Genomic DNA, 14477 nt, shown 5'->3' with positions numbered 1-14477 from the left:
AAAAGAGGGGGCCGCACAGTGGCGATTGAGAACAGGATTCATGGAAAGCTGTGTGTGAGTCCGGTCGTCTCCGCTGAGCGTTATTTTCCAAGAGCCTGTCCGATGATGGGAACCGAGTCCGAGCAGTGTGCTTTCTCTTACACTTTTCTTGAATGGTATAAAGTTGAAGGATTTTTCGCCGTTTTTTCTGCGCTTTATTTTTCGTATTTTTGTATTTTTCGTGCAAAAGAATCAGGGCAAAAAAATAAAAAACTGAAAAATCAAAACGATATCATTTTGCTTGGGGAAAAGTTGGAATCGACTCTTGCGGGTGTCAAAAACCCGTGTTACTTATTTGTCTATTCTAACATTTTCGTTTCGAGTTTTTTTCGTGGTGGGCGCATTCGCGTGCCTGTCATAGTCAACTGTTAATCGTGGAAAGGTACGTTCAAATGTTTCATCGCGTGAGGTCAGAGATACAAGAGGGAGAGCAGAAGTCTCAGGGCCAGGGAGCTTCGCAAGATACCAGAAGCCGTGAGGTTCGCGGTTCTGTCATCACTAAGAAGAATAGCCGGGAGATTGTTAAAAATAAGGCGGAGGAGAGAGAGATTGAGCAGGATGAGCTTGAGCTTGACGATTCCGATGACGTGACCGACGAGGATGAGAGCGCGGGCGAAGGCCAGCGCGAGACCGTGTCTTCGCCGATTTACGGGCCGAGCAGCTATGTAAGCGATGTCGAGATTCAAGCTCGCCCCAGCGATCTTGGAACCGGTGCGTTTCAGCGTCCGTTCCAGCCGGGTGGCCGGGTTCCGGGTGTTTACCCCGGCGCCTATGTTCCCCCACAGGCTTACGAAGCACCCTCACTTTCGGCGGCTGACCGGACGCTGACGATCGGGCGGGGCATCAATATGTCGGGCGAGATCGAGGCTTGCGATCATCTTGTCGTCGAAGGGACCGTCGAAGCGGCCCTGAAAGGCGCGAAGGTTCTTGAGATTGCGGAAAGCGGCACGTTCTACGGCACCGTCGAGATCGAGGAAGCGACCATCGCCGGACGTTTCGAAGGCGATATCACCGTTAACGGACGTCTGACGATCAAGGCGAGCGGCGCGATTACGGGGTCCATCGCCTACCGCGAACTGGAGATCGAAGCCGGGGCCGTTCTGGACGGGAAAGTCACACCGCTGAAAGCTGCGACGGATAATGTACGCCTGGAAAAGTACAGGGCCGGCACGGACGCGTCAGCGATGGCGAAAGCGAAGGAGATTATCTCCAAGCGTGAGCGGAAGGAGCCGGCCAATCTCGAAGGCGGGATGTTCGCAAGAACGAGTGCGAAGTAATATCGGCCGAGTGATTGCCCTTAGGGGCGAACGCTTCCAGAAGGGAAGTGCGGTTTAGCGAAAAGGAACTTCGTTGTGGGATTCACTGAACAGGATCAAGGGAGCCGGGGTGAGAGCCTCGGCTTTTCTTTTTTTCGTCGGCCCTCCGTCCCTATGTTTGGGGGGAATAACCTTCTGAACGTCGGATTTCTGGGCGTTATCGCGATCCTTGTGATTGTGTGTTTTTCCGGTACAGTTTTTTACTCCGGTGCGGTCGGGCCGAAAGTGGATTCCATTGAGAATGCCTATTCTTATTCCCTATCCGAGCTTCGGGATATGGCGCGGAGGGATAATACCGTTTTGAACGGGGCGCCGGCGGAACTGGTCGAGACCCTGTTTCAGGCGCCTGAATCAATCCGCAGCGATCATCCGGTGGTCGTCTGGCAATACCGCACAGCCTCTTGTGTGCTGGATATCTATCTGAGTCTCGGGGAGGATCAAGCGCCGCAGAACGTCCTTTATTCCGAAGTGCGGGCGCGGGATCCCGAGGTTGACAGCGTTGCCTGGGGTGATTGCGTTCCGGCGCTGCTGGATCGGCCGCTTCATTTTGCGGCTCTGGATTCCGGGTGATTATCCGGTTTTTTCCTTGAAGGCGCAGAGGTCTCTGACATGGCAGGATGCACAGTCCGGCTTGCGGGCCTTGCAAGTGTAGCGGCCATGCAGGATCAGCCAGTGATGGGCATTGAGGGCGAATTCGGCGGGGACGGATTTTATCAGGGCGTCCTCTACCGCTTCCGGGGTTTTCCCGGGGGCGAGGCCCGTGCGGTTCGAGACACGGAAGATGTGGGTATCGACCGCCATGGTCGGTTGTTTATAAGCCACATTCAATACGACATTCGCGGTCTTTCTTCCGACACCGGGGAGTTTCATTAATTCCTCCCGCGAGTCCGGGATTTTTCCCGCGTGGTCACGGATGAGGATTTCCGAGAGGGCGATGATGTTTTTGGCCTTGGTGTTATAGAGGCCGATGGTTTTGACGTGTTCTTTGAGTTTTTCAAGTCCGAGGCGGAGTATTTTCTCCGGCGTGTCGGCGATATTAAACAGTTCGCGGGTGGCCTTGTTGACGCCGGCATCGGTGGCTTGTGCGGAGAGGACAACGGCGACCAGAAGGGTAAAGGTGTTGGTATATTCCAGATCGCTTTTCGGCTGCGGGTTGGCTTTCTTCAGGCGCCGGAAAAATTCGTGAATGTCGTGTTCTTTCATCCGAGCATCTTAGCAGATGGTTCCTGCCAAGAAACGGGTTGGTTTTTCGGGCGGTTTACCGTAATTGTGTGAGTATGAACGATTTCAATCTTTCCGTTGTGGCTGAGACGATCGACTATCTGGTCGCGCACTCCAAGGAGCAGCCCGATCTGGAGTTTCTCGCGGGCCGGGCCGGGTATGAGGCGACGCATTTTCAGAAGATGTTCAAGAAGGCCGTCGGGATCAGCCCTAAACGGCTGGTGCAGTATATGAATGTCCGTCACGCCCGGGGGTTGCTGCAGGAGGGGCGGCCTTTGCTTGACTCGGCGCTTGAGAGCGGGCTTTCGGGGACGGGGCGGATGCACGATCTGTTCGTTTCCTGCGAGGGGATGACGCCGGGGCAGGTTAAGAACCGGGGGCTGGGGCTGGAGATTATCTATGGGTTCCATCCGAGTGTTCTTGGGGAAATCCTGATTGCCAAGACTCAGCTTGGGGTTTGCTGGCTGGGTTTCCTGATAGAGGAGAAGCGGGATATTCCGGTGCAGAGGATGCAGGCGTTCTGGCCGAAGGCTGTCTTCGTTCATGACGATGATTCGGTCGAGGGAGAGGGGGCGCAGGTGTTTGCGATCTGGCGCGGCAAGGGGCAGGATCGCGGTCAGCTTAAGCTCGACCTTTACGGGACGAATTTCCAGTTGCAGGTGTGGCAGGCGCTCTTGCGGATTCCGAATGGGGAGACAGTCACATATCTGGACATCGCAAAAACGGTTTGCACCGAGAAGGCTTCGCGGGCGGTGGGGAATGCCGTGGGGGCTAATCCGGTTTCACTGCTGATCCCGTGCCACCGGGTGATTCGCGGCACGGGCATCATCGACAATTATGCATGGGGCAGTCCGCGCAAGAAGCTGATCCTGGCTCTTGAAGCCGAGAGGCTTTCTGCGGGGCGAGGTGAGCAAGCCGCATAGTTCGCTTTGTTATTCCGCTTCGTATCTATAACCCGCGCCGTGGACGGTTTTTATGATCTGCGGATTTTTGGGATCGCGTTCAATGTTTTTTCTCAGTACGGCGATATGCTGATCCACTGTGCGGCTTTCGGGCATGATGTGCTCGCCCCAGCAGGCATCGAGCAGCGCATCCCGGTCTATGACCTTGCCTTTATTTTCATAAAGTAGTTGGAGAATTTTAACCTCGCGCAGGCTGAGATCAATAGGTTCACCATCGCGGAAGGCTCTGAGTTGGAGTGGATAGACCGTGAGGTCTTTCATAGAAAATCCGCCTTGGTCGGGATTACGGTTTGCGCTTTTCAGAGTTCGGCGGGCCACAGCGCGAATCCGGGCTATGACCTCATGCACCCCGAAGGGTTTGACGATGTAATCGTCCGCTCCGAGTTCGAGGCCCAGAACCTTATCGATTTCTTGCCCCTTGGCGCTCATGAAAATGATCGGAACATCGGAGGGGAGCGCGCGGATTTTGCGGCAAAGATCGTAGCCGTTCAGGTTCGGCATCATGATGTCGAGGCACAGGAAGTCCGGTTTTTTCTCCGTGAAAAGGGCCAGAGCCTGCGCGCCGTCTTTTGCCCTGATCGGCTCAAAGCCTTCCTGTTCGAAGATTTCGCAAAGGGCGCTCAGGATATTTGGATCGTCTTCGGCCACAAGAACTTTCATAACCGCACCTCAAACGCTGCGCCTTTGGGCGTTTCCAATAAAATGAGATCGCCGCCATGCGCTCGCGCCAGATTGCGGGCCAGCGGCAGGCCGATGCCCATTCCGGCGGCTTCTTGGGAATTCGATCCGTCCCCGCGTTCGAACGGCACGAAGATTTTTTTTCGTAGCGCGGCGGGGATACCCGGCCCGTCATCCTCAACGCGTATCAGAAGTTTTTTGTCTTCCTTGCGGGCGGACAGTTTTATTGTACCGCCTGCGGGGACGTATTTGAGGGCGTTGCTCAGGAGATTGACCAAAATCTGCTCCAGAACACTACGATCCACCATGGCCCGCACACGTTGGGATTCAGTCATCAATTTGAGGTTCTTTGCAGCAAAGGCATCGGCGTGACGGACGCGGAGGGATTCAATTATTTCGTCGATGTCCTGATCCTTCAGGGTGATGTGAAGGCGATCTCCTCCCGAAAAGAGCAAGAGGTTATCGACAAGCTGCGTGAGCCGCAGACATTCCTGATCGAGAACGGCGAGTTTTTTTTGCGTCTCCGGTTGCTCGGCGGTCTGATTTTTCAGAAGGTCGATATAGAGGCGCAGGTTGGTCAGTGGCGTTTTCAGTTCATGTGAGACGTGGCTGACGAAGGAGACTTTGCGACTGGTGATGCCGAGGATTTTCAGAAACTCCCAGAAGAAGTAAGCGCCCAGGATAAAAAAGGACAGCGATAAACCTACCCAGACCAGATGTTTTTGATAGTCGGGCAGGGGCAGATCTTCTTTGTCATAGGTTATTTGAGGTGCGGTATTGCATTGCTGTAGAAGCAGGCTCTGTTCGTAGCGGCAGGTTATGGCGGCCTGCTCGTTTTTTATGAGGTCGTCCCATATCCGGGCCATGGTGAGCATCGGCACGATGAGAATTAATATCAGGGCGAAGAGATGGCGTTTTTTCATATCTTGCTACAGTATAAAAAAGATACGGCCTCTGCCAAGGCCGTATCTTGCTCGTCGGTGGGGCTACGTGACATTAAAACTTACAGAGAACATGGTTGAGGTGTTTTGCTTCCTGTTTTCGTTCCATTGTGCGTCGTCTTCGATCTTTTGTGCGCTGTCTTCGATGGCCTCCGAGTATTTCGTCAGGCGCGGGGAGGCCAATAACTCCCCAGCCTTTTTGAGGGTTTCGGCCATTTCATCCAGCAGCGCCTTCGCGTCATGGACTTTGCCTTGATCGCGAAGGTCGATGGCGGTTTTCTGAATGGCGGCCGCATTTTGTTCATTGACGGCGATCAGGACGTCGCGGTTTAGCGTAGTATTCACCAGATTCTGGTCATTCGTGACTTTTGTGCTTACATATTGCCAGTTATCTATATTGTTTTTGGATGCCATATCAAAATATAGAAGATTGACGTCAGCGATAGGGCTAACGATGTGCTGGCCGATGTCGGGCATAATTTCAGCCTCGGTCAGCACGTAAATCTCATGGTCGCTATAGACCTGATTGATTTTGACTGTAACCTCCTGACCATTGATTACGCCCTCCCGCCCCACTGAGAGCGGACGGACACCCCGCGCGAATTTCAGTTTGACCGTGACATCGTTTGCGACAGCAGAGGATATTTTGCCCATTTCCCAGTCCAGTGTGCTGTACAGGTCTGCCGTATTCGCCAGAAAGCGGTGAAACCCATCGGATTTTGCGGCCAGCGTTGACATCAGATCCTCATTATAGCCTTCGCCGATGCCGATGGTGCTGACGGAGATGCCTTGCTGTATTAGGTCCAAACCCAGCCGCCCCAGTTCTTCTGTCGATTGCGGGCCGACATTTGCCAGTCCATCGGAGAGCAGGATCACCCGATTGATCTGATTATCCGACACATAATTCATGAGTTCATGAGCGCCATCCGTAACCCCATCGTAAAGAGCGGTGCCGCCATTGGCCGTAATCGAGTCTATTCTTTGCCGTATCAATTCTGCGTTTTCCAAATGCGTTGTTGGCACCAGAACCTGTGATCGATCGTCATATATGACGATCGAGATCGTATCCCCAGACTGCAAACGGTCGATCATCGCTTTCGCAGCCTGCTTGACGTCCTCTATTTTCTGGCCGGACATGGAGCCGGATTTGTCGAGCACAAGCGCAAGATTGATCGGCGGTCTTTGCATTTTCGCAGAGTCAGGCTTTGTTCCCCGCAATCCGACCTTCAGGTAGACTTTCTGGTTTTGCCCCGTCATGATGTATGAATGGCTCAGTTGTGATGTGATCTGGACTGACGGGTTATCGGCGTGTGCGTTTTGCGCGTTTATAGCTGTCAGCATCATTAGAGCCGCACAGAACCCGACAGCCCTTTTTATAATCGTAAACGTTATTTTCATCGCGCAATCTCCTTTTGAAAAACCTGCATTTCTTGATTGAACAGGATTTTCAAGTGAGATGGGTCAAAGGCGCGTCAGGGATTTGTAAAATCTATGTAAAAAACACTGCTGGCGGGTTTTATCCTAAAGATCGAGGACGTCGCGCATGGAATAGAGGCCCGGCTTTTGGCCTGAGAGCCACTGCGCCGCGCGGATGGCGCCACGGGCAAAGAGGGAACGGTCGGTGGCGATGTGCCCGAATTCAATGCGTTCGCCCTCGCCGAAAAAGGTGACCTTGTGTTCGCCGACAATATCGCCGCCGCGGGCAACGGCAAAGCCGATGGCGCCGGGGGCGCGAATGCCGGTTTTGCCATGGCGGGCGTAAGCGGCGATTGATTCCAGCCGTTCCCCGCGGCCCTTGGCGGCGGCTCTTCCGAGCATGATCGCCGTGCCGGAGGGGGCATCGACCTTCAGCTTGTGGTGGGTTTCGAAAATCTCGATGTCCCATTCGATGCCCAGACGCGCTGCAGCCTGCTCGACGTACGCGAGAAGGATGTTGGTGCCGATGCTCATGTTCGCGCTGTAGAGGATGGGGGCGTTTTCGGCGGCGACTTGCAACGCTCTTTCGTCCTCCTCGTCCATACCCGTCGCGCCGATGACCAGCGGCTTTTTCAGTTCCGCTGCGATTTCCGCGTGGATGCGCGCTCCGGCGGGGCTGGTGAAGTCAATGACGACATCGGAGGCTTCAAAGAGTTCCTTTGGCTCGCGGGTGATGAAAAAGTCGAATTTCTGCGCTCTTTCGCTCTGGATGCTGCCGCCGGAGAGTTCAACGCCCAGACCGCTCCAGCGGTCGGAGAGGAGTTCCTGCACGACCAGTTTTCCCACGCGGCCTGTGCAACCCGCCACGCCGATTTTAAGTGTTTTCTCTTCCTTAGATTTACTCATGGTTTTTCCGTTCTCTTGATCCGTCAATCGCTGAGATCGCCCCAGAATTCGCGCATTTTTTTGAAAAATCCGCTCGATTCGGGGGAGTTCTTGCCCTTGGTGGCGCCATCGTCCATCGATTCATCAAGCTGTTTGAGAATATCCTGCTGCTTTTTGCTCAGGTTCACGGGGGTCTCCACGAAGATTTCGATATACATATCGCCGCGTGCGTCGGAGCGCAGGACGCTCATGCCCTTGCCCTTGATGCGGAATTGCTGGCCGGTCTGGGTTCCCGGCGGCACCTTGACGTTGGCGCGTTTGCCCTCGATGGTCGGGACGTCCACTTCGCCGCCCAGCGCCGCACGGGTGACCGTGATCGGGACGCGGCAGTAAAGATTCGCTCCTTCGCGGCGGAAGAGCTTGTGCGGTTTGACATTGAGGAGCACGTAAAGATCGCCCCGCGGTCCGCCGCGCTGGCCTGCTTCGCCCTCTCCGGTCAGGCGGATGCGGCGGCCGGTTTCCACGCCCGCCGGAATTTTGACGTTGAGGTTCTTTTCCTTGCGGACTGTGCCCTGACCCGCGCATTTCTTGCAGGGGTTGGTGATAACGCTACCCGCACCCTGACAGGTGGGGCAAGTGCGTTCGATGGTGAAGAAGCCCTGTTGCTGGCGCAGGCGGCCCTGTCCGTTACAGGCGGGGCAGGCCTGACTTGAATGACCGGATTCTGAACCCTTGCCGTCGCAGGTTTCGCAGGTGTCCTGCAGGGGGATTTTTAATTTGGCTTCCTTGCCGAGGAAGGCTTCCTCAAGTGTGATTTCGAGGGTGTATTGGACATCCGAGCCGCGGGTCGGGCCTGTTTTGCGGCGACCGCCCATGATGTCGCCGAACATATCCTCGAAGATATCCGAGAAGGCGCCCCCGAAGCCGCTGAAATCTCCGCCCGCGCCGGGAGAGGCTGCGCCCATGCTGCCGTCGAAGGCGCTCATGCCGTAGCGGTCGTAGGCGGCGCGTTTTTGTTCATCTTTCAGAACATCATAGGCCTGATTGACTTCCTTGAACTTTTCCTCGGCCTTCGGGTTGTCCTTGTTGCGGTCGGGGTGATACTGCATGGCGAGTTTGCGGTAGGATTTTTTGATGTCCTCCGCGCCGGCGTTTTTTTCCACGCCCAGAATTTTGTAAAAATCCTTGTCCGACATCGGATTATCCGGTCCTTATCCTTCTTGTCCCCGAGGACAGTACGCCAAAAGCACCGATGAGGGGAAACGCAAAGTTATCCTGTCCGGCGCTTCTGGCTTAAGATTTTTTAAGCAGACTTTTTGCGGTCGTCGTCCTCTTCCTCGATTTCGAGGTCGGTGAAGTCGGCGTCGATGGTTTTGTCCTCTTCGTCCACGTCCGCCGCCGGGGATTCCGGCGCTCCTTGCGGGGCCATGCCGGCTTCCTTTTCCTGCGCCTTGCGGTAGGCGATCTCCCCGAGCTTCATGCTGGCCTGCGCCAGGGCGTCGGTTTTGGACTTGATCTCTTCGGGGTTTTCATCCTCAAGGGCGGATTTGAGGGATTCGATCGCCTTTTCAATCGCGGATTTGTCCGATGACGGGACGTCGCCGCCGAATTCCTTAAGGCTGGCTTCGGCGGAGTGGATGGCGCTTTCGGCGTGGTTTTTGGCCTCGACGAGGGCGCGTTTCTTCTTATCGGTTTCGGCGTTGGCTTCGGCGTCCTTGACCATTTTTTCGATGTCGGCGTCGGAAAGACCGCCCGAGGCCTGAATGCGGATCTGCTGTTCCTTGTTGGTCGCTTTATCCTTCGCGGTGACGTGGACGATTCCGTTCGCGTCAATGTCGAAGGTGACCTCAATTTGCGGGATTCCACGGGGCGCGGGGGGAATGCCGATCAAGTCGAACTGGCCGAGCAGCTTGTTGTCCGCGGCCATGCTGCGTTCGCCCTGGAAGACGCGGATGGTGACGGCATTCTGGCTGTCCTCGGCGGTCGAGAAGGTCTGGGATTTCTTGGTCGGGATCGTCGTGTTGCGCTCGATCATGCGGGTGAAGGCTCCACCCAGGGTTTCGATTCCCAGTGAGAGCGGGGTGACATCGAGCAGCAGGACATCCTTGACGTCGCCCTTGAGGACGCCGCCCTGAATGGCCGCGCCGTCGGCGACGACTTCGTCCGGGTTAACGCCCTTGTGGGGTTCCTTGCCGAAGAACTCCTTCACGGTTTCGATGATCTTGGGCATCCGGGTCATGCCGCCGACGAGAACGACGTCATCAATTTCGGACGCTTTCAGGCCCGAATCCTTGAGAGCGGCCTTTAGCGGTTCTACGGTGCGTTTGACGAGGTCGGCCACGATGTTTTCCATCTTGGCGCGGGTCAGCGCGATCTGGAGGTGTTTGGGGCCGGATGCGTCCGCCGTGATGAAGGGCAGGTTGATCTCGGTCTGGGTCGTGCTGGAGAGTTCGATCTTGGCTTTCTCCGCCGCCTCCTTCAGACGCTGGAGGGCCAGCTTGTCGTTGCGGAGGTCAATGCCCTGCTCCTTTTTGAATTCGTCGGCCAGATAGTCGATGATTCTCAGATCGAAGTCTTCGCCGCCGAGGAATGTGTCACCGTTGGTTGCTTTCACCTCGAATACGCCATCGCCGATTTCAAGGACGGAGACGTCGAAGGTTCCGCCGCCGAGGTCGTAGACGACGATCGTGCCCGCGGTTTTTTTATCAAGGCCGTAGGCGAGGGCGGCAGCTGTGGGTTCGTTGATGATGCGCTCGACTTCAAGACCGGCGATGCGGCCGGCGTCTTTGGTGGCCTGACGCTGGGAGTCGTTGAAATAGGCCGGGACGGTGATGACGGCGCGGGTCACGGTTTCGCCCAGGAAGGCCTCCGCCGTTTCCTTCATTTTCTGGAGGACCATGGCCGAGATTTGCGAGGGGGCGTACTTCTGGCCGTTGATTTCGACCCAGGCATCGCCGTTGTCGCCCTCGATGATTTTGAAGGGTGCCTTGCTCCGCATATCCTTGACTTGCGGGTCGTTAAAACGGCGGCCGATCAGGCGCTTGATGGCGTACAGCGTGTTTTCGGGGTTCGTGACCGCCTGACGCTTTGCGGGCTGGCCGACGAGGCGTTCGCCGTCCTTGCTGAAGGCGACCATGGACGGCGTTGTCCGCATCCCTTCGGCGTTTTCAATGACCCGCGGCTCCTTGCCATCCATAATGGCTACGCAGGAGTTCGTGGTTCCCAAGTCAATTCCGATGATTTTGCTCATTTGATACCTCTTTCGTTAGCGAAAACTCAGCGGCCCGTCATGGCACCGCAGGATTTCCAAAGGTTTACGTTCCGTTCTTCGCGGCGTAATGAATATATCATAACGCAGAAAAATGCCATAACCGAAGTCAAAAATTTTATGACGGCGGTGTAACTTTTCAGACTTGGGTATCAATGTTCTGGCCGGGTTCGGGGGGTAAGTCGTCCGGTTTTTGTCCTCCTGTGTTTTCCTTAACCACGCCGACACGGGCGGGGCGGAGGAGGCGGTCGTGAAGCAGGTAGCCGGGCTGGACCAGTTGAAAGATGATCCCCGGCGGCAAGCCTTCCACCGGAGCCTCAAAGATGACTTCATGGTGATTCGGGTTGAAAGGCTGGTGCAGGGGTTCCAGTTTTTTGATGCCGTTGCGTTCGAAGACGGACAGCAGTTCGCGTTCGGTGGCTTCGATGCCGCTCAGGAGGGTTTTCATGCGGGGGTCGGCCTGGTCGGTTTGTCCCGTTATCGCTTCGATGGCGCGGCGCAGATTGTCCGCGACGCTCAGGAGGTCTCGGGCGAAGCCAGTGACGGCGAATTTGGAGGCGTCCTCGCGTTCCCGTGCGGCGCGCTTACGCATATTCTCGGTTTCGGCCATGGCGCGTAGGGTCTGGTCCTTGGCTTTTTCAACTTCTCTTTCCAGCATCTCTATCCGCATCTTCTCCTCGCTTTTATGCGGGGTGAAGCTCTGGACGTGCGGGGGTTGGGAGGCGGGGTTTTCCTGCGGGGCGGATGGCTGGCTCTCCGCCGGGTCAGATTCGCCGGGGGATAATTCTTCAGGTTGATTTTTCAATGTCTCGTTCATCTCCGAGTCCCTAGGTTCTGGAGCAGATAGCCGGATACGCTTAAGAAGTCAACTTTCAGTCGGTGGTTCCCGGGGTTCTGCCGAGGATGTCGAGCGCGTAAGGTTGATCGCCCGCACCGTCCGAACCGTAAACCGTGCGGTGGGCGGTCACAGAACCGACCTTCGCGTTTTCGCCGGGGGTTGAGAGTTGGTTCAGGATCGCGCCTCTGGGGTCTGTGTAATATTTCATGTTGGTGGCCCAGTAGGGCAGCTCATGCCCCTTCAGGGTTTTTGAAAGCGGCACCAGACCCTTGCTTTCGGCAAAGCCATCAATCAGGGCGCTGACATCGTGCCCCGATTTTGCAGCGGGAGCGTGCAATATCACGGTGTTTGCGGGATAGAACCAGAAGGTGATGAGTTCCGATCCCCAGGGGTATTGGGTCAAGAGTTCGATTTTTTCCTGCGAGACGTCGATCTTGTCGCTGGAATACATTCCGAATTCCTTGCTTTTCAGGCCGATAAACTTGGAATTGTGGTCGATCAATTCATCGCGGTTGAGGGTGACGTCAAAGTACGAGGTATGGGTTTCGGTATCGCAGCTATAAGCGCCGTAACGAGGCTCATCGTCCTTTAGCTCGAACGTCTGATCGGCCTCGAGCGTGACATCCACCTTGTTCATCAGGAATTTGACTTTAATATCAGGGTCCGTAAGGGTTACACATCCCGAGACTGTGCCCGGGTTTGTCGCCCGAATAGTAAAATCGCCGGGTTTCCCCCCGGGGACGCGCAACAACTGGAGGGTATAGAGGCCGCGGTCAACCAGATTCAGGCCCGGTCCCTTGTCCTCTTCTAACGGCTTGTCAGCGTTTGGGTCATATTGTGCCCAAGACGGCGCAGAGGCCAGACAAGCGATACATCCAAAACCCAGAAATAGTGTGAAAAGAGGTAAGCGTTTAAATGACATAGCATGAACCCAACGAGTAAAAACCTTTGCTACTTTATCGCGGAAAGGGCCAACAGGCAAAAGTTATATCTCAATCCGGCGATTTTAATGCATTAATTTAGAGTTTTCTAATTTAAATCAAGAGTCGCCCAGCAGGCGGTTGATAATTCTGGACGTGTAATCGACCATCGGGATAATCCGGTCGTAATCCAGGCGGGTCGGGCCGATGACGCCGATCGCACCGATGATCTTCTGATTGACCGATTTGTAAGGCGCGATGATCAAGGACCAGCCGGACTGATCGAAAATCTTGTTTTCGCTTCCGATGAAAATTTTAACGCCCTCCGCGTTGCCCATGCTTTCCAGCAGGCTGAGCATCATTTCCTGCTCCTCCAGATAGCCGAGCAGGGTGCGGGCCCGGTGTAAATCCTCCAAGGCCTTCACATCTTCCAGCAGGTGCGACTGCCCACGCACGATCATGTAGCCGGTTCCCTTGGCTTTAATGTTCTGGATCGGGAGGGCGATGCCCCTTTGCACCAGATCGGCGGTGAGCGCATCAAGATGAGTCTGATTTTGCCGGATTTCCTCCGTGACCTCCTTTTGGGTCTGGAGAAGGGTTTTTCCGGCCAGTCGGCTGTTGAGGTAATTCGACGCGGCGATCAGGCTTGCGGGGGGAACATTTTCTGGAACGTCCATGATGCGGTTTTCGACCATGCCGTTTTCCATGACGATAATCACCAGAACCCTGCGGGGATCGAGAGGCATGAACTGGATTTGCCTGATTGCCGTATTCGCTTTCGGGGCGACGACGAGGCTGGCGCACGAACTCAGGCCGGAAAGAAGGTTGGTGGCCTGTTCGAGAACCTCGTTCACCGTATTGCCTGCGGAGGCGCAGGAGGTTTCAATTTTCTTGCGTTCACCCGCCGTAAGCCCCCCGATTTCCATGAGGCCGTCGATATAAAAACGCAGGCCGTGCTGGGTCGGGATGCGGCCCGCCGAGGTGTGGGGCGCGTAAAGCAGACCCATATCCTCAAGGTCCGCCATCGTGTTGCGGATGCTGGCGGGGGAGAGGGCGATGCCCGCCACACGGGAAATCGTGCGGGAGGCTACGGGCTGTCCGGTTTCGAGATAAGTGTCCACGATAAAGCGGAAGATTTCGCGGGAGCGTTCGTTTAATTCCGTAATCATCTGCCTATAATAATTGCGGTTCCTTAAATTGACAATTCCCCCCGGCAGGGTAGAGTGCGCTTCGCGTTGTTTTATTTTTGTTTTTCGGGATGCAAAGCTATGGACAGACCTTCGGGGCGCAAGCCCAACCAGTTGCGGGATGTGGAGATGACTCTGGGTGTTTCGAAGCACGCGGAGGGGTCGTGTCTGGTCAAATTCGGGGATACGCACGTTCTTTGTCTGGCGACCGTCGAGACGAAAACTCCGCCGTGGATGAAGAATTCCGGGCGCGGCTGGGTGACGGCCGAATACGGGATGCTGCCACGCTCGACCAACGAGCGTATGGACCGCGAGGCCGCGCGGGGCAAGCAGAGCGGGCGGACGCAGGAGATTCAAAGGCTGATCGGGCGGTCTCTTCGTTCCGTGGTCAAGCTGGAGGCGATGGGCGAGTGTCAGGTGCGTGTGGATTGCGACGTCATTCAAGCGGATGGCGGGACGCGGACGGCGGCAATTACCGGCGGTTTCGCGGCGATGCATCAGGCGTTTTCGCATATGCTCACGGTTGGCATGATCAAAGAAATTCCCATCACTGATACTGTTGCCGCGATTTCGTGCGGGATTTTCGAGGGGCAGAGTGTTCTTGATCTCGACTATGCCGAGGATTCGAATGCAGAGACGGATGCGAATTTCGTCATTACCGGAAAAGGCGCTCTGGTGGAAATCCAATGCACGGCGGAGAAGGATCCGTTTTCCGAGGAGCAGTTTATGGGATTACTGCGGCTGGCGCAGGGTGGGTGCGCGGAACTCTCCGAGATGCAGCGCAAGGTTCTGGGGATTTAGGTTTT

14 protein-coding genes and 1 pseudogene are annotated in these 14477 nt (G+C 55.7%); 5 read left to right on the top strand and 10 right to left on the bottom strand.

Annotated features, from left to right (window positions below; all coding sequences use genetic code 11):
- Nucleotides 1-18: 18 nt before the first annotated feature.
- The 3 genes and pseudogenes from IPN28_10970 (at nucleotide 19) to IPN28_10960 (ending at nucleotide 1925) form a co-directional block, all read left to right on the top strand.
- Entirely contained in the window at nucleotides 19-411 is a 393-nt protein-coding gene (locus tag IPN28_10970; GenBank protein QQS56772.1) for a hypothetical protein, read from the top strand.
- A 440-nt stretch (nucleotides 412-851) separates the two neighbouring features.
- Nucleotides 852-1316, top strand: a pseudogene (locus IPN28_10965) (polymer-forming cytoskeletal protein).
- A gap of 75 nt (nucleotides 1317-1391) precedes the next feature.
- Entirely contained in the window at nucleotides 1392-1925 is a 534-nt protein-coding gene (locus IPN28_10960; protein QQS56771.1) for a hypothetical protein, read from the top strand.
- On the opposite strand, the gene nth is transcribed toward IPN28_10960, so the two are convergent.
- The gene (nth, locus tag IPN28_10955; GenBank protein QQS56770.1) at nucleotides 1926-2558 is read right to left on the bottom strand and encodes an endonuclease III; all 633 of its coding nucleotides are present in this window, start codon (nucleotides 2556-2558) and stop codon (nucleotides 1926-1928) included.
- A 74-nt stretch (nucleotides 2559-2632) separates the two neighbouring features.
- Here nth and IPN28_10950 point away from each other — a divergent pair, with 74 nt between their 5' ends.
- A complete protein-coding gene (locus IPN28_10950; GenBank protein ID QQS56769.1) occupies nucleotides 2633-3499 on the top strand; it encodes a methylated-DNA--[protein]-cysteine S-methyltransferase in 867 nt (288 codons plus the stop codon).
- Nucleotides 3500-3508: 9 nt separating this feature from the next.
- Here IPN28_10950 and IPN28_10945 read toward each other — a convergent pair whose 3' ends face one another.
- From IPN28_10945 to hrcA, 9 genes are all read right to left on the bottom strand, one after another.
- Nucleotides 3509-4198, bottom strand: a complete 690-nt coding sequence (locus IPN28_10945) for a response regulator transcription factor (GenBank protein ID QQS56768.1) — start codon at nucleotides 4196-4198, stop codon at nucleotides 3509-3511.
- Complete coding sequence (locus tag IPN28_10940) at nucleotides 4195-5139, bottom strand: HAMP domain-containing histidine kinase (protein ID QQS56767.1); 945 nt, start codon at nucleotides 5137-5139, stop codon at nucleotides 4195-4197. The genes IPN28_10945 and IPN28_10940 overlap by 4 nt, the downstream gene beginning before the upstream one ends.
- A 63-nt stretch (nucleotides 5140-5202) precedes the next feature.
- A complete protein-coding gene (locus tag IPN28_10935; protein ID QQS56766.1) occupies nucleotides 5203-6555 on the bottom strand; it encodes a VWA domain-containing protein in 1353 nt (450 codons plus the stop codon).
- Nucleotides 6556-6678: 123 nt separating this feature from the next.
- The gene (locus tag IPN28_10930; protein ID QQS56765.1) at nucleotides 6679-7479 is read right to left on the bottom strand and encodes a 4-hydroxy-tetrahydrodipicolinate reductase; all 801 of its coding nucleotides are present in this window, start codon (nucleotides 7477-7479) and stop codon (nucleotides 6679-6681) included.
- A gap of 23 nt (nucleotides 7480-7502) precedes the next feature.
- The gene (gene dnaJ / locus IPN28_10925; protein QQS56764.1) at nucleotides 7503-8654 is read right to left on the bottom strand and encodes a molecular chaperone DnaJ; all 1152 of its coding nucleotides are present in this window, start codon (nucleotides 8652-8654) and stop codon (nucleotides 7503-7505) included.
- Between the two features lie 107 nt (nucleotides 8655-8761).
- The gene (gene dnaK / locus IPN28_10920) at nucleotides 8762-10708 is read right to left on the bottom strand and encodes a molecular chaperone DnaK (protein QQS56763.1); all 1947 of its coding nucleotides are present in this window, start codon (nucleotides 10706-10708) and stop codon (nucleotides 8762-8764) included.
- A gap of 157 nt (nucleotides 10709-10865) precedes the next feature.
- Nucleotides 10866-11543 (bottom strand): nucleotide exchange factor GrpE, encoded by a 678-nt coding sequence (grpE, locus tag IPN28_10915; protein QQS56762.1) that lies wholly within the window; start codon nucleotides 11541-11543, stop codon nucleotides 10866-10868.
- A 55-nt stretch (nucleotides 11544-11598) separates the two neighbouring features.
- A complete protein-coding gene (locus IPN28_10910) occupies nucleotides 11599-12486 on the bottom strand; it encodes a hypothetical protein (protein ID QQS56761.1) in 888 nt (295 codons plus the stop codon).
- 117 nt (nucleotides 12487-12603) lie between these two features.
- Nucleotides 12604-13653, bottom strand: coding sequence for a heat-inducible transcriptional repressor HrcA (hrcA, locus tag IPN28_10905; protein QQS56760.1), 1050 nt, complete (start codon nucleotides 13651-13653; stop codon nucleotides 12604-12606).
- 99 nt (nucleotides 13654-13752) lie between these two features.
- Between hrcA and rph the strand changes: the two genes are divergently transcribed.
- Nucleotides 13753-14472, top strand: coding sequence for a ribonuclease PH (rph, locus tag IPN28_10900; GenBank protein ID QQS56759.1), 720 nt, complete (start codon nucleotides 13753-13755; stop codon nucleotides 14470-14472).
- Nucleotides 14473-14477: the final 5 nt, after the last annotated feature.

The sequence above is a fragment of the Alphaproteobacteria bacterium genome (assembly GCA_016699735.1).
Classification (GTDB): domain Bacteria; phylum Pseudomonadota; class Alphaproteobacteria; order Micavibrionales; family Micavibrionaceae; genus JAGNKE01.
The sequence above is the reverse complement of the archived record's forward strand: the minus strand, read 5'-3'. Positions and strand labels throughout refer to the sequence as shown.